The 19,085-nt window shown below is 57.5% G+C and carries 17 protein-coding genes and 3 pseudogenes; 8 read left to right on the top strand and 12 right to left on the bottom strand.

The window, feature by feature from the left end; all coding sequences use genetic code 11:
- On the top strand, positions 1-832 hold an 832-nt coding region (locus tag QPK32_RS14120; RefSeq protein ID WP_290413449.1), incomplete at its 5' end, for an IS3 family transposase.
- Positions 833-1,071: 239 nt separating this feature from the next.
- Here QPK32_RS14120 and QPK32_RS14115 read toward each other — a convergent pair.
- From QPK32_RS14115 to QPK32_RS14105, 3 genes and pseudogenes are all read right to left on the bottom strand, one after another.
- Positions 1,072-1,398: an H-NS histone family protein gene (locus QPK32_RS14115; RefSeq protein ID WP_290413448.1), complete on the bottom strand. Its 327-nt coding sequence runs from the start codon at positions 1,396-1,398 to the stop codon at positions 1,072-1,074.
- 159 nt (positions 1,399-1,557) lie between these two features.
- A complete protein-coding gene (locus tag QPK32_RS14110) occupies positions 1,558-2,487 on the bottom strand; it encodes an IS5 family transposase (RefSeq protein ID WP_290413447.1) in 930 nt (309 codons plus the stop codon).
- Between the two features lie 137 nt (positions 2,488-2,624).
- Positions 2,625-2,759: pseudogene (locus tag QPK32_RS14105) on the bottom strand (ATP-binding protein); the annotation flags it as partial.
- Between QPK32_RS14105 and QPK32_RS14100 the strand changes: the two are divergent.
- The 4 genes and pseudogenes from QPK32_RS14100 to QPK32_RS14085 form a co-directional block, all read left to right on the top strand.
- Positions 2,759-2,911, top strand: a pseudogene (locus tag QPK32_RS14100) (lipoprotein-releasing system ATP-binding protein LolD); the annotation flags it as partial. The pseudogenes QPK32_RS14105 and QPK32_RS14100 sit on opposite strands and share 1 nt — an antisense overlap.
- A gap of 496 nt (positions 2,912-3,407) precedes the next feature.
- Positions 3,408-4,412 (top strand): catalase family protein, encoded by a 1,005-nt coding sequence (locus tag QPK32_RS14095; RefSeq protein WP_290413446.1) that lies wholly within the window; start codon positions 3,408-3,410, stop codon positions 4,410-4,412.
- A 12-nt stretch (positions 4,413-4,424) separates the two neighbouring features.
- Positions 4,425-5,123: a hypothetical protein gene (locus QPK32_RS14090; protein WP_290413445.1), complete on the top strand. Its 699-nt coding sequence runs from the start codon at positions 4,425-4,427 to the stop codon at positions 5,121-5,123.
- A gap of 1 nt (position 5,124) precedes the next feature.
- Positions 5,125-6,501: a Dyp-type peroxidase gene (locus tag QPK32_RS14085; protein WP_290413444.1), complete on the top strand. Its 1,377-nt coding sequence runs from the start codon at positions 5,125-5,127 to the stop codon at positions 6,499-6,501.
- Positions 6,502-6,601: 100 nt separating this feature from the next.
- On the opposite strand, the gene QPK32_RS14080 is transcribed toward QPK32_RS14085, so the two are convergent.
- Positions 6,602-7,294 carry an IS6 family transposase gene (locus tag QPK32_RS14080; RefSeq protein ID WP_290413443.1) on the bottom strand — a complete coding sequence of 231 codons (693 nt, stop codon included), beginning with the start codon at positions 7,292-7,294 and terminating at the stop codon, positions 6,602-6,604.
- A 73-nt stretch (positions 7,295-7,367) separates the two neighbouring features.
- On the opposite strand from QPK32_RS14080, the gene QPK32_RS14075 reads away from it, so the two are divergent.
- Both QPK32_RS14075 and QPK32_RS14070 read left to right on the top strand, forming a co-directional pair.
- Positions 7,368-7,886, top strand: a complete 519-nt coding sequence (locus tag QPK32_RS14075) for an SDR family oxidoreductase (protein WP_374046745.1) — start codon at positions 7,368-7,370, stop codon at positions 7,884-7,886.
- Positions 7,887-7,924: 38 nt separating this feature from the next.
- On the top strand, positions 7,925-8,983 hold the full coding sequence (locus QPK32_RS14070) for an aldo/keto reductase (RefSeq protein ID WP_290413457.1): 1,059 nt from the start codon (positions 7,925-7,927) through the stop codon (positions 8,981-8,983).
- Between the two features lie 229 nt (positions 8,984-9,212).
- Here QPK32_RS14070 and QPK32_RS14065 read toward each other — a convergent pair whose 3' ends face one another.
- From QPK32_RS14065 to QPK32_RS14030, 8 genes and pseudogenes are all read right to left on the bottom strand, one after another.
- Positions 9,213-10,016, bottom strand: a complete 804-nt coding sequence (locus QPK32_RS14065; RefSeq protein ID WP_273162059.1) for an IS5 family transposase — start codon at positions 10,014-10,016, stop codon at positions 9,213-9,215.
- A gap of 90 nt (positions 10,017-10,106) precedes the next feature.
- Complete coding sequence (locus tag QPK32_RS14060) at positions 10,107-10,481, bottom strand: STAS/SEC14 domain-containing protein (RefSeq protein ID WP_290413442.1); 375 nt, start codon at positions 10,479-10,481, stop codon at positions 10,107-10,109.
- A gap of 147 nt (positions 10,482-10,628) precedes the next feature.
- Complete coding sequence (locus QPK32_RS14055; protein ID WP_290413441.1) at positions 10,629-11,078, bottom strand: hypothetical protein; 450 nt, start codon at positions 11,076-11,078, stop codon at positions 10,629-10,631.
- A complete protein-coding gene (locus QPK32_RS14050) occupies positions 11,059-13,101 on the bottom strand; it encodes a hypothetical protein (protein ID WP_290413440.1) in 2,043 nt (680 codons plus the stop codon). The genes QPK32_RS14055 and QPK32_RS14050 overlap by 20 nt, the downstream gene beginning before the upstream one ends.
- A complete protein-coding gene (locus tag QPK32_RS14045; RefSeq protein ID WP_290413439.1) occupies positions 13,098-14,822 on the bottom strand; it encodes a site-specific integrase in 1,725 nt (574 codons plus the stop codon). Before QPK32_RS14045 ends, QPK32_RS14050 begins: the two co-directional genes overlap by 4 nt.
- Positions 14,815-16,080, bottom strand: coding sequence for a site-specific integrase (locus tag QPK32_RS14040; protein WP_290413438.1), 1,266 nt, complete (start codon positions 16,078-16,080; stop codon positions 14,815-14,817). The genes QPK32_RS14045 and QPK32_RS14040 overlap by 8 nt, the downstream gene beginning before the upstream one ends.
- 79 nt (positions 16,081-16,159) lie before the next feature.
- Positions 16,160-16,717: pseudogene (locus QPK32_RS14035) on the bottom strand (alkaline phosphatase); the annotation flags it as partial.
- Positions 16,718-16,736: 19 nt separating this feature from the next.
- Positions 16,737-17,171: an acyl-CoA thioesterase gene (locus tag QPK32_RS14030; RefSeq protein ID WP_290413437.1), complete on the bottom strand. Its 435-nt coding sequence runs from the start codon at positions 17,169-17,171 to the stop codon at positions 16,737-16,739.
- A gap of 63 nt (positions 17,172-17,234) precedes the next feature.
- On the opposite strand from QPK32_RS14030, the gene QPK32_RS14025 reads away from it, so the two are divergent.
- Positions 17,235-19,073 carry an ABC transporter ATP-binding protein/permease gene (locus tag QPK32_RS14025; protein WP_290413436.1) on the top strand — a complete coding sequence of 613 codons (1,839 nt, stop codon included), beginning with the start codon at positions 17,235-17,237 and terminating at the stop codon, positions 19,071-19,073.
- Positions 19,074-19,085 lie beyond the last annotated feature (12 nt).

Raw genomic sequence — 19,085 nt, 5'->3', positions numbered from 1 at the left:
GCCGTCGGGCTATTGGCGATACGCGGCGAAGCAGCGCAACCTGGCATTGCGCTGTGCTCGCGTCCAGCGCGATGATGTGCTGAGCGTCGAGATTGAACGGGTCTGGCAGGCGAACCTGCAGGTCTACGGGGCTGACAAAGTTTGGCACCAACTGCGGCGTGAAGGAACCGACGTGGCACGCTGCACGGTGGAGCGCTTGATGCGCAGGGCCGGCCTGCGTGGGGTCGTACGCGGCAAGGTCGTGCGCACGACGGTTGCCGATGCAAAGGCTCCATGCCCGCTCGACCGGGTCAACCGCCAGTTCAAGGCACAGCGCCCGAACCAGTTGTGGGTCAGCGATTTCACGTACGTCTCGACGTGGCAGGGTTTCGTCTACGTGGCCTTCGTCATCGACGTCTTCGCCCGGCGCATTGTCGGCTGGCGTGTGAGCAGCTCGATGCGGACCGACTTCGTGCTCGACGCCCTGGAACAAGCCTTGTACGCGCGTCAGCCGGAACGAAACGCACTCGTCCATCACAGCGATAGGGGCTCCCAATACGTCTCGATACGGTACAGCGAACGTCTCGCAGAAGCCGGCATTGAGCCGTCTGTGGGCAGCAAGGGCGACAGCTACGACAACGCCTTGGCCGAAACGATTAACGGGCTTTACAAGGCCGAATTGATTCACCGCCGCGCTCCCTGGAAAACGCGTGAGGCCGTTGAACTGGCCACGCTGGAATGGGTGTCTTGGTTTAACCACCACCGCTTGCTGGAACCGCTCGGCTATATACCGCCGGCGGAAGCTGAGGCAAACTATTACAAGCAACTGAGCAGTCAAGCCATCTCGGCCTGACTCACACTAACCGGCCTCCACGAAAGCCGGTGCGGTTCACTAGAGCGTCTGCATTTGAATGGGAGCGTATCGCCGTATTGCATAATATAGTTGGCAAAATCCTAAGCTGCCTTATAGCGTTCCTTAAGATGTGGAATGGCAACGAGACTCAAAAAACATCGAATCCAGTGTTTTTCACGCTCATGGCTGAGATCAGATATTGAGCGAATATACTGGCTCAGCCGGCGTTTTAACGAATTTTACTGAATGCGAAAATCCTTCAATTCTTTGCCTGCACCGAGCGCCTCTACCACCCACTTTGGCTGACGACCACGTCCGCTCCAAGTTTGCTGACCGTCTTTAGGATTGCGGTACTGTGCGCGAACCTCAGAACTCTTGCCCTTCGATTTCCTCCCCGGGTCAGCCACTAGCTCCTCAACTGATACGCCGAGGCTTTGCGCGATCGATAGAATCTGATCTCGGGCTTTCTTGACCTCTTGTTGTTGACGGCCCTGGATTTCGTTTTCAATGTCGACTTGAAGCTGCTTCAATTCGCTGAGGTCGTATTTCGAGAGGTCAGTCGTCATGTTTAGATCCTTTTCGGTCGTTGAGTAAATTTTGAATTGCGGTAGAATTGTAAATCTCATTCAGGATTAAGAACGCCTAACAAAACCTCTCGACATACCGCCAACGGCTTTGTTGAGCAAATCGAGCGAAGGACGAGCTCACGCTATTTGTGGTTCGTTTTATAACACTGGGACCGTAACTGGGGTGCCCAGTCGAGTGAAGCGATTCAACACGGCAGCCCGCACTTGTAGCTCGGCGACCTGACGGTCAAAGTCGCGGGCCATGACACGTTCTCCCAACAGTTTGAAACAACGCATCTTGGTCTCGACAAGGCTGCGCCTATGGTAGCCACTCCATCTCTTCCATATTGCCCGTCCCAGCCTTTTTGTCGCCCGAAGGATGTCGTTACGTGCATCGGCACCGCAGCGGTTTGCCTTCCAGGGCTTTGCGTTCTTGCGAGTCGGGATGATGGCATGCGCAGCACGCAATGCGATGGCTTCGTGACAGTCCTTCGTGTCGTAGGCGCCATCGCCACTCACGCTGGCGATGTTCTCGTCGGCAGGAATTTGAGCTAACAGCGCTGGCAGGACAGGCGCGTCGCCGATGCTGTTGTCGGTGACCTCCATCGCCCGGATCTCCAGTGTGGATGCATCAATCCCGAGGTGCACCTTGCGCCATTGGCGGCGGTATTCCTGACCGTGCTTCTTCGTCTTCCATTCGCCTTCGCCCAGCATCTTGATCCCCGTGCTGTCCACCAGCAGATGTAAGCCAGTGGTCGTCGGCACGGCGCCGATGGCTACCTGCAGCGTCTTTTGCCGCCGGCTGACCGTGCTGTAGTCCGGCACCGGCCAGTCGAGCCCGGCCAGGCTCAGCAGGCTTTGCGTCATGCCCATGGCTTGGCGCAGTGGTAAATTAAAGAGACACTTGATACTCAGGCAGAACTTGATCGCCTGATCGCTGAACGTCTGGCTGCGCCCGCGCCTGCCGCTCGGCTGGCCGCGCCAGATCATCGTCGGGTCAAGCCAGATGAGCAGGGGGCCGCGCGATTTCAGCGCTTCGTTGTACGTCTTCCAGTTGGTCGTGCGGTACTTTTGTGGAGCTGGTTTCATCCGTTCAGGCTACCAGACCGGCCGATTCTGCACTGGAGCATTCCGATTTGCGCAACAAAGCCATTCTGACCCACAACGTGCATCGAAATCTGACCCCCTCTTAATTCTTTAGCGGATCATCTGATTATCGTTTCCCGTCATCCCTTCTTTCCGTTCATTTGCGTTGAACTGTTTTTGAAGCGGTAGCTTTCGTTACCTGTTTCCAAGATGTGGCAGTGGTGAGTCAACCTATCGAGAAGCGCAGTTGTCATCTTCGCGTCCCCAAACACTGCTCTTCGACCTCATGCTTGAGCTGTCGCACAATCTTGGCAAGGCGTTCGTGATCGTCACCCACGATCTGGGCCTGGCGCGTCGGTGTGACCGCGTGCTGCGCCTGACCGAACACGGGCTGGAACCGCTGGAGGCGTATGCGCATGTGGATTGACCGATGGTCGAAGGCCCGGCGGAGTTCTGTCGGCAAATCCAACAGCTTATGCTTTGGATGCCGGCTCTTGGCCGATCTCGGCCCATCGGTACAGCTCCGTGTACGACCGTGCTTGCTCCCAAGGCAAGCAAAGGTTGCGTAAAAGGGTCTTGGGCCATCAGGCGCCCACAATGGGACTCCTCAACCACGGAGGCCTCATGGATTCGAACACTACCAAAGCCAAGATTGCAGGACGCTGGAATAAAGGCCATCTTGCGGGACAAAAGCTCCCGTTGAAATTACGTGAGATTCGGGCTCAGGCAGCTAAAGCGTCAACCTGCACGATAGAGTGTGCTCTCGGTTGCAGTGCAACAAATTATCTCCTAACATACACCTCGGCGATGCTTTTAATGCAATTTTTTGAGGAGGTATAGCTTTGCGTCCTTGTCCCTACGCCTCGGGTGTCGAAACGGTTTCTGAAGACGAAGCTCGCCTGACCGACGAGATCGTCGAACAGATGGCGGCTACCAACCGCTGTGCCTTTGAGCGCCACCGCCACGCAATCCGCGACGCCCATGCCAAGTCGAATGGTCTGCTGGTGGGCGAACTGGAGGTGAATGCGAATCTGCCGCCCGAGCTGCGCCAGGGCATCTTCGCCGAGGCGCGCCGCTACCACGTCGTCGCGCGCCTGTCCTCGGCACCCGGCGACATCCACTCCGACAAGATTCCGGCTCCGCGTGGCTTCGCGCTCAAGGTGATGGGCGTGGAGGGCGAACGCCTGTCGCCCGGCACTGCTGGCGCCAACCAGGATTTCCTGATGGTGAACTTCCCGGTGCTCGCCTTCGGCACTATCCCGAAGTACAAGCAGATGCTGGCGCTGCTCGAAGCGAACGCGCATGCGCCGGACACCTTCCAGCGCATGGTGGCCGGCACCGCGCGCGGCGCGAAAGAGCTGGTGCAGGCGCTGGGCCTGGAACCGGGCGCGACCCTTGAAGGCCTGGCGCGCGACAATCACCATCCGCTCGGTGAGACCTACCACACGCAGGCGGCGATCCGCTTCGGCGACTACATTGCCAAACTCGCGCTCGCGCCGAAGTCCGCGGAGGTGCGCTCCCTGGCCGGGCAGCCGCTGCGCGAGGTGCACGACGCCTCCATGCGCGACGCCGTCAGCGTCTTCTTCGCCGACCATGGCGCCGAGTACGAACTGTCGGCGCAGCTGTGCGTCGACCTGACGGCGATGCCGGTCGAGGACGCCGCCGTGCGGTGGAGCGAGGAGCGTTCCCCGCACCGTCCCATCGCCACGCTGCGCTTCCCTCCGCAGCCCACCGCGACACCGGGACGCCAGGTGTATGGCGACGATGTCCTGTCCTTCAGCCCCTGGAACGGCATCGAGGCGCACCGACCGCTGGGCGGCATCATGCGCATCCGTCGCGCGGCCTACGAGCGTTCAAGCGTGTATCGGCACACGATGAACGCGCGACCGCGCGTGGAGCCATCGCAACCTTCCGACATCCCGGACTAAGGAGCCAGAACCATGACCGACAAGACCACCGACCCGCGCCTGGACGACGAAACCTGGCTGCAGGAAATCAGGCGCCGCATCGATGCGGTGGCGCACGACGCGCCGCAGCTTGCCAAGATCGCGCTGGAAGCAATGGTGCGCAAGCACAATCCCGACCTGAAGGGCAGCGCCAGATCGGCCGGGCGCGCGGGCAAGCAGTCCGGCAACGTTTCCGAGCTGACTGCCATCGCGCCGCTCAAACCGGGCGGCGCCGACCGCCTGCGCCGCATCTTCGATCTCACCAACGGCAATATGGATGGCGCCCAGCGCGTCTCCACCTTGCACGACATGCGCTTCGTCTTCTTCGACAACGACACCCGCATCCTGTTTGCCACCACCTATGACGGCGACTGGGACAGCTACATCAACGACTTCGCGACCAAGATTCCGGAACTGATGGACTTGCTGTTCGCGAACGTGGAGGGCTGGCCCGGCATTGCCAACCCGCAGGTGAAAGACTTTATCGCATCGCACCAAATCGACGCCGCTGGCTGGTTTGTCGCCAATCCGCAGGTGACCGTGGTCGACACCCGGCGCTACCAGCGCATGGAAAAGGCGCTGGACGCCTTCTTCGACGCCATGGCCGCGCATCCGCCTAAGGACGAGGCGACGCGCAAGGCGCTGGACACACTCACGGCCGCGATCTCGCAGCCGGAAGGGGTGGATTACTGACATGGGCCTGCTCAACGATCTGAAGGCGCGCTTCCAGCGCGAACGGGTTACGCTGGCCTTGGACGACATCCAGGCCCTGATCCTGCGTTCGCGTCCCGAACCCTATGTCGGCATCCACGCAATGCTGCATTTCGACGATGCGGAAGGAGGACGCGACCTGGTGCGCCGCCTGGCCGCTCACATCCCTTCCGCAGCCGGCTGGACCGACGATCTCGACGCCTGGACCGGCGCCGCGCTCAGCTTCCAGGGGCTGAAGGCGCTGGGCTTGCCGGAAGCCTCGCTCAAAACTTTTCCGCTGCCCTTCCAGCAAGGCATGGCGGGCCGTGCCGAGCAGCTGCGCGACTTCGACGTCAATGCCCCTGAACACTGGGATGAAGCGTTCCGCCCCGGAGCCTGCCACCTCGCGCTGACGATCTACGCGCGCGATGAGGCTGCGCTCGACGTGGCGCACGCCAACGCCATGGACGAATTGGCGCGCTCGCATGGCGTGACCCTGGTCGGCACCCACACATTCGGCGCCGATGCCGATGCCAAAAATCCCTTCGGCTTCCGCGATTCGATTTCACAGCCCGCAGTTGCCGGCAGCGGCGTCGATGCGCTGCCGGGCCAGGAGCGCGCGATCGCGGCCGGTGAATTCATTCTCGGCGAAAACAGCGAGACCGGCGCGCCGGTGGCGATGCCCGACCCGCCCGAACTAGGACGCAACGGTTCTTTCGTGGTGCTGCGCAAGTATGCCAGCCAGGTCGGTGCGTTCAACGATTTCGTGCGCAGTCATGCCGCCAGCGAATCCGAGGAAGAGCTGCTGGCGGCCAAGCTGGTCGGCCGCTGGCGCAGCGGCGCGCCCCTGATTCTGGCGCCCGAGCGCGACGATCCGGAACTGGGAGCCGACCCGGCCCGCAACAACGATTTCGATTTTTCGAAGGACCCGCGCGGCTTCGTCTGCCCCCACGCGTCCCACATGCGGCGCCTGAATCCGCGCGACAGCAGGCTGACGATCCTGACCGACGTGAATATCCACCGCATCATCCGGCGCTCCTCGACCTTCGGCCCCAAATGGAGCCGCGAGGTGACGGCGGCCGACGACGCGCGGGGCGAGCGCGGCATCTTCTTCATCTTCATTAGTGCGCGCGCCTACGACACCATCGAGTTCCTTCAACAGGAATGGATCAACCGCGGCAATTTCATCGACTTGGGCACCGAACGCGACACCATCGTCGGCCTGCACGAGACGCTTGGCAGCTTCACGCTGCCGCAGTCGCCGGTACGGCGCCGGCTGGACGGCGTGACCACTTTCAACCGGCTAAAGGGCGGCGAGTACCTGTTCATGCCCTCGCTGGGCGCGCTACGCTGGATCGGCGAGGCCGGCTGGACACGCTAGCGGGTACTGTCAACTTGCTGAATCGAGAAAACGCGTTGTAGAAGCCGGGACAAACTGCCCCGGTCCGCGGAACGAAATGTGGCGGATTACACGTTCCTGCCTACTTGGTGACCTCATTCCAGATTGAAAATGCTTGAGTACGGACGTGCCGGTACTGCTGCGCCGACAGGTGGTTGCGCTTGCACCGGAAAACATTGTTGATCGGGCCATGCGCTGAGAGAAACCGCTGTGCATGGCCGGGTGACTTGAAGCGACGCATCTGTCGTTCGCGTTGTCGGGTCGGTTGGTGCGAGAGTTCGGCTCGGTTATTCAGCCCCTTGTGCTGGCGATGCTCGACACCCGGCATGATCTGCACCCTGGCTGCGGCGTAACTCTTCAGTTTGTCGGTGACCAGTACCCGTGGAGCGTAACGCAGGCCCTTGAGGAGCTTGCGGAAAAAGCGTTTCGCCGCTTGCCGGTTACGCCGGCTCTGCATGAGAATATCCAGTACATGGCCATCCTGATCGACCGCGCGCCACAGGTAATGGTACTTGCCCTTGATGGTGAGAACCACCTCGTCGAGATGCCATTTGTCGCCGCGCTGCGGCTGGCGCCCGCGCAGCGCATTGGCATATCCCTGACCGAACTTTAGCGTCCATTGGCGGATGGTCTCGTAGGTGACGATGACGCCGCGGCTGGCCATGAGCTCCTCGATGTCGCGAAAACTCAGTGAAAACCGGAAGTAGAGCCACACGACGTGGCTGATGATCTCGGAAGGGTAACGAAAGCCGCGGTAAAGTTGAGAGGTTGTCATCCCGCTAGCTTACAAAGCTTTGCGGACTACGGTAAGTTGACAGTACCAGACCGACAAGGGCCAGGTGGACATCGTGTTTGCCAACGCCGGCATCGGCAGCTACCTCGCGCTGGACAAGATCACCGAGGAGCATTTCGATGCCACGTTCAACACCAACGTGAAGGGCACCCTGTTCACCGTCCAGGCCGTGCTGCCCATCCTGAGCGACGGGGCCTCGGTCATCCTGAACACCTCGATCACCGCCGACCTGGGCCTGCCGGATTTCAGCGTCTATGCCGCCGCCAAGGCGGCGCTGCGCTCTTTCGTGCATAGCTGGGCCACCGACCTGAAACACCGGCGCGTGCGCGTCAACGCCATCAGCCCGGGGGGCATCCCCACGGAGGCCGCCACCGGAGAACTCGGGCGCACGCCGGAGCAGGAACGGCAGCACCAGCAGCGCGTCGCCGGCTTCGTCCCGCTCGGCCGCGTGGGCACCACCCACGAGATCGGAGAAGCTGTCGCGTTCCTCGCTTCCGAGCAGAGCAGCTACGTCAACGGCATCGAACTTACCGTCGATGGCGGCATGACCGCCGTCTTCGCCGGCACTCTTTGAATCAGAAGGAAAACACCATGAACTCCCAACAGAATCCGATGCCCACGCGCAAGCTCGGCGGCCTCGACGTCACCGCGCTCGGCATGGGCGTCATGAACTTCGTCCACGCCTATGGGCCGCCGACCGACCGCGCCGAGGCGGTGCGGCTCGTGCGCCACGCCTTCGACCGCGGCGTGCGCTTCTTCGACACGGCCGAGGTCTATGGCCCCTACATGGCCGAAGAAATCGCCAAGGAAGCACTCCGCGACGTGCGCAGCCAGGCCGTGATCTGCACCAAGTTCGGCTTCCAGTACAAGGACGGCAAGCCTGCCGGCCTGAACAGCAAGCCCGCCCACATCCGGCAGGCGGTCGAGGGGTCTTTGAAGCGGCTCGGCACCGACTACATCGATCTGCTCTACCAGCACCGCATCGACCCCGAGGTGCCGATCGAGGACGTCGCCGGCACGGTCAGCGACCTCATCCGTGAGGGCAAGGTCAAGTATTTCGGGCTGTCGGGCGCGGGTGCGGCGACCATCCGCCGTGCGCACGCGGTCCAGACCGTGACGGCGGTCGAGAACCAGTATTCCTTTTGGGTGCGCGAGCAGGAGCCGGAAGTCCTGCCTGTCTGCGAGGAACTGGGCATCGGCTTCGTCGCCTACAGCCCGCTGGGCATGGGCTACCTGACCGGCACCGTCGCCGCCGAAACCGAGCTGCTCGAAGGCGATCTGCGCGCCGTGTTCCCGCGCTTCACGCCGGAGGCCCGCCGCCGCAACTGGCGCGTAGTCGAGCTGCTGCGCCAGGTCGGCCTGCCCAAGGGCGCGACCCCGGCACAGATGGCGCTCGCCTGGCTTCTGGCCCGCAAGCCTTGGATCGTGCCCATCCCCGGCACGACCAAGATCGCGCATCTGGACGAAAACGTCGCCGCGCTCGACCTGAAGCTCACCGCCGACGATCTCAAGCGCCTGGAGGATGGCTATGCGGCGCTGACCATCGAAGGCGCATCCAGTGGCCCGGCGCAGCTCGCACAGATCGACGTCGGTGCCAAGGAAGGCACCAGCTCGGTCGGCGGCCATGGCCACTCGCCCCTGCCTGATTCGGGTGCTCGCGTTTCCCTATAGGTGCGTGCCAAGTGTTGCCGTTACCGTCAGATGACGCTTCGCATCGCGTCGGTCGGTAACGGCAGAACACTCAAGACGGCTCCTGCACCGAATTACCAGAACCTAGTGGCGACGCACTGAGACTTGAGCACATTCAAGTCGGCCCAGGTTACTTATGAATGTCGCTCACTTCAGTATGCCGATTACCACGTCTTATCAAAGGCATGGCTGATCGCTACATTAAGAACGCCTAACAAAACCTCTCGACATACCGCCAACAGATGAGCGAGCACGCGAGCGAGAGGAAGGCCTGATGTATGTCCGCTCGCCGCTCGTGCCGAATGCGCAACCTGCGGAAGCGGTGCAGCCATCCTAGCGTGCGTTCAACGACCCAACGCCATCGGCCGAGCCTTTCACGCGACTCCACGCCGTATCGCGCTATACGTGCTGCGATACCTCGTTGACGCAGCCAAACGCGATGCGCTCGTGAAGCGTACGCTCGATCGGCGTGCAGCTTACCTGGACGCTTACGCGCACGGCCGCGAAGTCCCTTAACCGCTGGGATGGCTTCTACGAGTGGAATAAGAAAACGCGAGTCGTGCACCTGGGCGCCCGAGATCTTCGCTACCAGCGGCAGCCCACGTTGATCAACGAGCAGGTGGTGTTTGCAGCCGAGCTTGCCACGATCGGTCGGATTCCGACCCGTATGCTCGCCACCTGCAGGCGCCGGCACGCTGGCAGCGTCAACGCAAGCTCGATCCCACATGATCTGATCGTGCTCGCGTAGCCGTCGAAGGACTGCCTCGTGGACTCGCTGCCAAACGCCAGCTTTCATCCATTCGTGGAGCCGGCGCCAACAAGTCATCCCGCTGCCGCAGCCGAGTTCGCGCGGCAAATACTCCCACGGTATCCCAGTCTTCAGCACAAACAGAATCCCGGTTAGGGTAGCGCGATCGTTGAGACGTGGCCGTCCGCCCTTCGGCGATCTGTGATGGGTCGGGAGATGAGCTGCTATGAGCGACCAAAGGTCTTCGGGTAGAAGTGCTTGGGCCATGGCATCAGTCCGTATGGGAACACGGACGTCATCTTAGCTGCCGAACTATGGCCGTGTACTTCCGCTATCGACCCGAAGCGGACGGTTTGTTCACGTCTCAAGCCACTGCAAGGCGTGGCTGAGATCGTTATAGAAAACACGGTAGTCCCCCTCACCAAATTGTCCGAAGGCGATCCGCGACAGATAACCTAATCGTGTATTCGAAACCAAAATGGCTTTACGGAGAGATTGGTCAGCGAACAGTTGCTTTGTCTGTTCGTTTAATTTTTCTTGCAACAATGCGATGTCAATGTCGGGTGATTCCATTTCCAATGCGTCGTAGAGAACGCGCGTGTATTCGGTATCTCGCAGTAGCTGAATTACGCGCTCATGTATTTCTTTGAGCAAGCTTTCAGTTAATTCCCCTCTCACTCGAACCACAACAACATTACCGAGAGGTTCAATCCAAAGTTGACTGTTTAGCATGTGGTCAAGTAATTATTTCAGAAATTGCAATTAATTTGCTGCGACTGCTTCTGGCCGATGGCGGACTGTCGGAACGGCTCAGTGTACTCGGCTGTTGCCTGCCGAGCAACTAGAGGGTTTTGTTAGGCGCTCTAAATCAATGCTTCTCTAGAATGGATGACTTATTTTTGCTGTGGGGCGCAGTTCGTTCAATTCTTTTTCTAATAAATTAATTTTCTCAAGTAATTCAAGTATGCGCATACCTGCACTTGCTATAATCGACTGCGCCTGATCGCGCTGGTTTACTGTGTCGTCCAGACGTTCTTTTAAGGTCCGATTGGCTGCGCGCTTTTTTTTAATCTTTTGATTTTTAGCGTTTTCCGCTTCAGGATGCAGCTCGATATAGGCTTGTATCTCTCGGACAAGCGCAGGAAACCTAGCTTTCTTTAATGCAGATGGGTCACATCCTGCCTCTCTAGCGACATTATTTTGGGTAACTGGAGTTCCAAGTCTCAACATCTTGGGCTCGTTAATTTTTAACCGCTCAAAAGCTTTGCGGAAGCGATCTTCCGCGCCTTTTGACTCGAAAAGCTGAGTGTTAATGTCTTGAGATGGCATCTAAGTAGTTCTCCATTGCGCGCTGCTCTTCGATCAGCGCTTTATAACGTGGTTGTCCAGCAGAAAGCAACGCGATTTCCTCTAAAACCCGACGTAGATCAGCACGTACTTGAGGTTCTTTTTTGCGATCAAACAATACATCGTTGCAAGGTTTGTGGCCATCGCCGCCAGCACAACGTGCAACCGATTCTATTCCGCCGTATTCGCAGTTGCCAGCTTTCATGCATCCACCTAACCGATTCTCTCGAAAAGCGATCGTCCCCTTCTTTGCCATGGCAATCAAATCCTTAACATCTTTAACACTAAGGATGTTGTCCGCAAGAGCTTCTTTCCGCTCTGGAGCCTGCGGCGAAATAAACCGGTCGGTCGTGATGACGACCTTAGCTATTTCGACTTGGGCTTGATACATGGCCATTACTACGGTTGCCTGGACCTCTTGATTCAAATTTAGGCGGCTATGGTTTCGCCCATAATAAAGAGGCATCAGACGTGACGAGTGCTTCATTTGATGTTGCATCGTTGAGTCTGAAATATCTCCGCTGGCGAACATATTAACTGCGCCAGTCCGGCGATATTGGTGCCATGCCAGGGGCCAGACCTTTCCGACAGCAAATTCTTTCTCAGGCAAATTAGGTGTCAGTCTACGCGCAATCTCTAAATCTTCAGCTGTTATTTTCAGTTTTTCAACATCAAAAAGGTTCACATATTGGTCCATCATTTCAACAATCGAACGTATCGGGCTACGAATTTCATAGGCACGTGACTTTCCCGACCCAGTTGACCACGGCTCCGTAGGTGAGCTGTAAAGATAGGGATTGGCTTGATCTGATGGGTTAGGCCGAGCTACTGGATTGGCCTGGTCACAGGTCATTCTCATAAGTGCTATCGTCGATAACGCTTGGATGGCTACTTCGACACTGGGACTAGCTATCCAGCGAGCGTCTGAGTCGGGGTCGGTCTTTGTGGTTTCACCACATATGATCGGTACCCGCCCATACGTTTCGTCCTCGTCCCATGTCAAACAATTGGCTCTAAGAGATGCAACTTCTTCCTTTCGCTGAAGAGTAAAGTTGCATATATACGCAAGTCCAGCAATGGTAACGATTGAAAAATAAATAGACAAACTATCTAATTCAGCCTTGTTTTGGGGGGAGTTAACCCATTTTGCAAGTAATTCGGCAATCCCGAACCGTGTGGCGACTTCAAAAAAAGTGCCGGCAAAGTCCGGTTGATAACTGAGTCCCGAAACAAAAGGGCTTCTTGTGGTCGGTGTCTTCTTAGGAGAAAGTGCCGCTTCCAACGTTCCATTTTTCTTAATGTAAGAATCAAGACAAAACTGGAAGCAGGATTTAATCTGTTCCTCATGCTTCAAAAAATCGGTTAGACATTCGCGAAGACGTGTAATTTGATAAAGCCAAATTCGCGGTGGAATGTATGGTGTCTGTACCGGCCTATGATTTGGCGAGGTGTTCGCTAGTCGTCTCAAGCCATCTGCATCGATGATGGTGAACCCGAGCGTTTCTCGGGCATCATAAAGTGAGTGAAACAGAGAAACTATAAAATCGTAGTCACTGGGCGATAAGGATTCTTTAACCTTGTCAAACACTTTTGGGAAACGCATCAATGTCGCCGCGCTGATGCCGTTGTTGCTGCATAAGGAGACAATGGCCCTTACAATACGAAATTTTCTATAGGCGGTTGAGACGGATCTCGCTGCGAGTGGGCCCCAAATTAGCCAAGTTGAAATTATTCTTAATATGTCAGCGTTGACGGGGTCAATAGACTTAACACCCTTCCTCTTCGCAACTGCACCGTCCCCGAAGTCTAGGATTACCGGGCGATCGGCCCAAGGCGTAAGCTGCCACATTGAGTCACCCCAGTAAGCCAATACAGAGCCATCCTTGTCGATAACTACAGGCCAATCACGCGGCGGCGGCCATGAAGGAGGGCGGAAATTAACTGCGGTCGATGTGACTAACTCACTTTGAATTCCGAATGTCATCTCAAGGATATCTGTTTTCATTTAACTGAACCTTCAAGAGACTCGATCAAATATGACCACTGCTCGTGGTAATATCCTTCTTCTAATCGCGCAAGAGCTTCTTCAACCCATTCCCGCCGTGTAGAATTTGAATTTTGAAAAACTTTCAATTTTTCCCCCAGTTTCTTTATCGCATGCTCAGCCGGATGAATCGATTGGTCTCGTTTATTTTTTGGAGATGCTTTGCTTAATTCAAGGGTTTTTAGATGACGGAAGCAAGCCATTGACCATACGTAATCAAGGGAATCAATGTCACGGTGGTGATCGCACCAGAGACAGCCTGATGGACGTCTACAGTCAGGTTCAGTGGCGGACAAAGGCTTGTCGGCAGATCTTTTCGGGACGCCATTACATTCTCCTGGCGCGACAGCGAGCAATATGGCTTCATCATTAAGTGACGGATCCGTTCGAAAATGAAACCGAATTATCTCGCTCGCTGCACGCTGCTGCGACGGCGTCTCGTAATCGCTTAGTAAAGTTTTTATGTGATGTTGAGCCATCTCGGCGGTCAGGTCTGGATCGTTGCTGCGTCTAAGGATCCAGTTAACACGAGTTCCACGCAAAGTACTTGGCGGCACCCACGTCACGCTAGCTTTTTTGCAGGCGTTTTTAACACTGGAGAATTGAACTTTTTTCTCCTCTCGAACTCCGTCTTGCCTGATAAAGGGGAATAGCCTTTGTTCAGCTTTGCCAAAGATTTGTCGCCGCCATTCTAGATAGCGCTCAAAGTGACCGCGGTATTCAGTGAATATTTCAAAAAGGACTTCCCCCTTACGTCTGTGCTTATATTCTCGGACTTTGTAGCCATTGATGTCGCTGGAAAAACTGAATCGGCGTAAAGGAAGGTTGTGTGCTTGTGTTAGGTTCATCCCAGTTTGGCCGATGAACATGAGCAATTCGGATTGAATACGTAAATTGACCATATTCATACGGAAATGATTATTTAACGATCGGTCATTTTTGTACTCCAGCACCCGTTCCCTCGACTTGTATACTTCTGACTGTTTTCGTGCGTGGTCAGGAGCGGCTTCTCTCCCAAAACGAAATTCGATATTGCCCCCTTGCTGCATGGGAATGCGCACTATTGGGGCGTTCCATATGATATCGAGAGGCGTGCCATCACATATATCTTGGAGTAGTCGGCCAAAGGCAAACGTTTCCTGTAGATTTTGCTTATCTGCCTTCACGCCTTGCACGGTTTTCCGTGTCGTTGGTCGTTTAATCCTTGTGGCTGTCAAAACAGGTTTTGTTCGATCTAGCACATCATCTAGAAGTTGGCCGACCATCCTTGCATGGTTGTAAGCGCTCCCTTGCTTAAGATCTTTTTTTATCCTAACCCGACGTAGCAAATATTCGCTCCAGTCTATGTAGCTCTTGATTACGCCTGTTAGACTCAGATTGGCGTGGTTCCCATCTCCCCACTCAAAAAACGTGCTTATTTCTCTGATCTGAGCACGGGCCGTTGTACGGCTTCCTCCAGCCGTTAAGAGCGTATTAATGCTGGCGTGAATTAGCGAAACCAACTCGATCCGATCCGGCTGCACCTCGCCAAGCCAACCTTCTTGAATTGCTTTCTCTGCCTGATCAGTCCGTAACGCGGTTCCGCCTTTGTAGAGAAGTCTTTTGAGGCTGAGAGGTGTTTCTTTCGCGCCAGTGGGAATCAATGGAAAGGTTAAGTTGAGTTCTTGCAGGTCATCATGCATGATATGCATTCCAATCACGATTCGCTAAACCTGAAAAGGCGGCGCTGAACTCATTGGCAATTTCTTCTTTTATTGGCTCTCTTTCAATAAACCGAACGTAAAGAAATGTCGTTCTTTCGTCTTTGTGAAGCATTGCATCTCTTACAAAGGCAACAGCAGATTTTGCGTTGGTAACTCTTAGTGATACGGTCATCATCCATGTCCCAAAGGTCGCTCGCGTCTGATGAAATTTAAACTTTGACATAAAACGCAACCCAGCACTAAGAGCGCGTCGTCGGAGGTCTGTCATTAATCGATTGAACGAACCTGATACATATGGATTACCTTGGACAGTTAAGAACAATCGTTTTCGATTCGTCTCACTAGCAATTGCTTGTCGTTTAAGTCTTCGCATCGAGTATGCATAATTCCTGAGTTCCTCGATAAGGAATTGTGGAACCAATATTTCGCCGACAATATCGAATTTAGTATTTATTCCAGTTCCAGGGCCGACTCGTAATCGATAAATATTGGGCGTTTGAACATCTGGATAGGCGTCTTCGATGCTTGTTACGGTGAGCGTAGTGATGGTTTCAATGCGCGCCCCTGTAAGAAAACCGAGCATCAACATCAAACTGATCTCTTTAAGCTTGGAATCACGCGCAAAGTTTATTAAAGTCGTAGCATCTTCGGTTCGCAATGGAAAAAGTCCATCTTCGAGCCTAATTCCCGGCCGTTGAGTATTAGGAATTGCGAGATCAGACGAGGTTCGAGTTATGGTTCGCTCGAAACCTGTACTGTCATAGTATTGGACTACGACTTGACGATCCGTCCAAAGAGGAGATTTTCTTTCCACAAACCCATTTATTAGCGCATGGCGATAAAATCGAATTACCGCAGCCATTCTGGCGCTGGTAGTAGAGGGAGCAATTATTCCTTGGTCCCTTTGCTCGATCAGATAACCTCGAAACTTTACGATCGCTCGTTCACTTTTGCGAATGGGAAAATGCCGCCAATCCAGCTCCTCAGATTCCAACCACGAAGCGTAAGCGGCAAGGTGCTTCATTAGTGGTTTCGCTGTGCTGGTGTCTTGGCCTTGCTTGCTAGTTACCTTAGTAAGCGCCCAGTGATTAGCCTCGTGCCATGGCTCACCACTGCTCCAGAATATTTGGGGTAACTCTTTGATAAGGCGGGCTAACCTGTCAGGTTCCCATTCAACAGTATTTCCCTTGACTACTTCGCGTGCAGGTTGGAAGTTGATGAATTCTAAGTTGGCCACGATCGAGCTATGTCATTTTATCAATGTCCATACTCTAACTCATTCTAGGTTACATGTCCATACCGATGAGTTCGCGGGTATCGTAGATGTAGTCGCCCAGGAAGGCGACGAGGTCGGGATGCGCGGCGGCGATGTGGCGGTGCGCCGCGTAGCTGCCGAATTCCCAGTGCTGGCACGAGGCCACGGCCAGCTTCAACATGCCGGGCAGGCTGCCGGCCGCGGGCGCCGTACGCGTGCGGCCGACGGGACTGACGGCATCGCCCAGCATGAAGCGGTACCAGTACCAGCGCGCCGGCCGCAGGCCCGTCACGTTCACCCGCACGCTGTGCGCCAGCTCCGGCGTGGCGATGGCGCTGCCTTGCGCGACGATGCGGCGGAACGCCTCGTCGTCCGCCACTTCCCAGCGCAGCGGCACGGCCAGGCGCGGGCTCGAGGCCGCGTCGAGCGGATCGGGGAGGATCCTCGTCCACAGGATCACGGAGTCCGGCAGCGGCGCGCCGGAGGCGACGCCCAGGCCGAACGGATAGCCGGCGCGGTTCGAGGGCGGCGCGGCCAGCACCAGGGACGGCGTCGCCGCGGTGCTTGCAGCCGCGAGGCGCGCCGCATCCAGCAGGAACAGGCGGCGCGCGTGCTGCATCGTCGATCTTGTTGTGGCCTTATTGCGTCATCAGCGATTCGAGCGGCGGCAGCTGGCGCGGCTTGCGGTCCGGGCCCGTGGCGACGTAGGTCAGCGTCGCTTCCGTCACCTTGACGACGTCCGTCTGCAGGCGGTTGCGCTCCGCGTACACCTCGACGGAGACGGTGATCGACGTGTTGCCGACCTTGACGACGTCGGCATAGAAGGACAGCAGGTCGCCGACGAAGACGGGATTCTTGAACAGGAAGGAGTTCACGGCCACGGTGGCGACGCGGCCGTTGGCGCGGCGTACGGCCGGCAGCGAGCCGGCGATGTCGACCTGGGCCATGATCCAGCCGCCGAACACGTCCCCATAGACGTTGATGTCGGCGGCGCCCGGCATCATCCGCAGCACCGGCATTTTTCCTTCAGGCAGGCGGACGGGGGAGGCGGACTGGTTTTCTGGCTGGGTCATCTTGAAATCTCGGTAAAAGCTACAATCAGTCCTGGATTGAACCATAAAAACTGAAATATTGTCATGCGTCGCTCATCCTTGCCCCCTCCCTCCGACCAGAATGCCAAGCGCAACGACTGGGCCACCATCCGCACGCTGCTGCCCTACCTGTGGGTCTACAAGTGGCGCGTGTTCGCGGCGCTGACCTGCCTGGTCGGCGCCAAGCTGGCGAACATCGGCGTGCCGCTGGTGTTGAAAAAGATCGTCGACCAGCTCTCGATCGACCCGCACCATCCGCACGCGCTGCTGGTGCTGCCGCTCGGCGCCCTCGTCGCCTACGGCGCGTTGCGCTTCTCCACCACGCTGTTCACCGAGCTGCGCGAGTTCCTGTTCGCGCGCGTGACGCAGCGCGCCGTGCGCACCATCGCGCTGCGCGTGTTCCGCCACCTGCACGCGCTGTCGCTGCGCTTCCACCTGAACCGCCAGACCGGCGGCATGACGCGCGACATCGAGCGCGGCACGCGCGGCGTGAGCTCGCTGGTGTCCTACTCGCTGTTCTCGATCCTTCCGACCCTCGTCGAGATCTCGCTGGTGCTGGGCTACCTGGCCTTCCACTACGACAAGTGGTTCTCGATCATCACGGGCGTGGCGCTGCTCACCTACATCGTGTTCACCGTCACCGTCACCGAATGGCGCACGCACTTCCGCCGCACGATGAACGAGCTGGACTCGAAGGCGAACACGAAGGCGATCGACTCGCTGATCAACTACGAGACGGTGAAGTACTTCGGCAACGAGGACTACGAGGCCAAGCGCTACGACGAAGGCCTGCAGCACTACGAGCGCGCCGCCGTGCGCTCGCAGACCTCGCTGTCGCTGCTGAACAGCGGCCAGTCCCTGATCATCGCGGCCGCCGTCACGGCGATCCTGTGGCGCGCGACGCAAGGCGTCATCGACGGCACGATGTCGCTGGGCGACCTGGTGCTGGTGAACTCCTTCATGATCCAGCTGTACATCCCGCTCAACTTCCTCGGCGTGATCTACCGCGAGATCAAGCAGAGCCTGGCCGACATGGAGCGCCTGTTCGGACTGCTGGAACAGCACCGCGAGGTGGCGGATGCACCGGACGCCAAGCCGCTGCAGACGCAGGGCGCGCGCGTGGAATTCTCGCATGTGGAATTCAGCTACGACCCCAAGCGCCAGATCCTGTTCGACGTCGACTTCACGATTCCCGCCGGGACCACGACGGCCGTCGTCGGCCACAGCGGTTCGGGCAAGTCGACCCTGTCGCGGCTGCTGTTCCGCTTCTACGACGTGCAGCAGGGCGGAATACGCATCGACGGCCAGGACATCCGCCAGGTGACCCAGGATTCGCTGCGCCACGCGATCGGCATCGTGCCCCAGGACACGGTGCTGTTCAACGACACCATCGAATACAACATCGCCTACGGCCGCCCGGGTGCGCGCCGCGAGGACATCGTGGCGGCGGCGCGCGCGGCGTCGATCCACGAGTTCATCGAGAGCCTGCCCGACGGCTATGCGACAATGGTGGGCGAGCGCGGGCTGAAGCTGTCCGGCGGCGAGAAGCAGCGCGTGGCGATCGCGCGCACGCTGCTGAAGAACCCGGCCATCCTGATCTTCGACGAAGCCACGTCGGCCCTCGATTCGAAGTCGGAGCAGGCGATCCAGGCGCAGCTGAAGGAAATCGCGAAACAGCGCACCACGCTCGTCATCGCGCACCGCCTGTCGACCATCGCCGATGCCGGCCAGATCCTCGTGCTGGACCATGGCCGCATCGTCGAGCGGGGCACGCATGCGCAGCTGATCGCGGCGGACGGGCTGTATCGGCAGATGTGGGACCGGCAGCAGGCGAAGCAGGACGACGATCTTGCGGCCGCGCCGGAAGCGTTGGGACAAGACTAGGAAACCAAGAAC

It is taken from the genome of Massilia sp. YIM B02763 (genome assembly GCF_030412015.1).
In the GTDB taxonomy this organism is placed as follows: domain Bacteria; phylum Pseudomonadota; class Gammaproteobacteria; order Burkholderiales; family Burkholderiaceae_D; genus Telluria.
Note: the sequence above shows the minus strand (reverse complement) of the source record. Positions and strands in the feature narration are given on the sequence as shown.

Coding starts and splice junctions, on each gene's coding strand:
- QPK32_RS14025 (WP_290413436.1), top strand. CDS start 17,235: ATGCGTCGCTCATCCTTGCCCCCTCCCTCCGACCAGAATGCCAAGCGC.
- QPK32_RS14090 (WP_290413445.1), top strand. CDS start 4,425: ATGACCGACAAGACCACCGACCCGCGCCTGGACGACGAAACCTGGCTG.
- QPK32_RS14095 (WP_290413446.1), top strand. CDS start 3,408: ATGGCGGCTACCAACCGCTGTGCCTTTGAGCGCCACCGCCACGCAATC.
- QPK32_RS14080 (WP_290413443.1), bottom strand. CDS start 7,294: ATGACAACCTCTCAACTTTACCGCGGCTTTCGTTACCCTTCCGAGATC.
- QPK32_RS14060 (WP_290413442.1), bottom strand. CDS start 10,481: ATGCTAAACAGTCAACTTTGGATTGAACCTCTCGGTAATGTTGTTGTG.
- QPK32_RS14110 (WP_290413447.1), bottom strand. CDS start 2,487: ATGAAACCAGCTCCACAAAAGTACCGCACGACCAACTGGAAGACGTAC.
- QPK32_RS14055 (WP_290413441.1), bottom strand. CDS start 11,078: ATGCCATCTCAAGACATTAACACTCAGCTTTTCGAGTCAAAAGGCGCG.
- QPK32_RS14065 (WP_273162059.1), bottom strand. CDS start 10,016: ATGGCCCAAGCACTTCTACCCGAAGACCTTTGGTCGCTCATAGCAGCT.
- QPK32_RS14070 (WP_290413457.1), top strand. CDS start 7,925: ATGCCCACGCGCAAGCTCGGCGGCCTCGACGTCACCGCGCTCGGCATG.
- QPK32_RS14085 (WP_290413444.1), top strand. CDS start 5,125: ATGGGCCTGCTCAACGATCTGAAGGCGCGCTTCCAGCGCGAACGGGTT.
- QPK32_RS14050 (WP_290413440.1), bottom strand. CDS start 13,101: ATGAAAACAGATATCCTTGAGATGACATTCGGAATTCAAAGTGAGTTA.
- QPK32_RS14030 (WP_290413437.1), bottom strand. CDS start 17,171: ATGACCCAGCCAGAAAACCAGTCCGCCTCCCCCGTCCGCCTGCCTGAA.
- QPK32_RS14115 (WP_290413448.1), bottom strand. CDS start 1,398: ATGACGACTGACCTCTCGAAATACGACCTCAGCGAATTGAAGCAGCTT.
- QPK32_RS14045 (WP_290413439.1), bottom strand. CDS start 14,822: ATGCATGATGACCTGCAAGAACTCAACTTAACCTTTCCATTGATTCCC.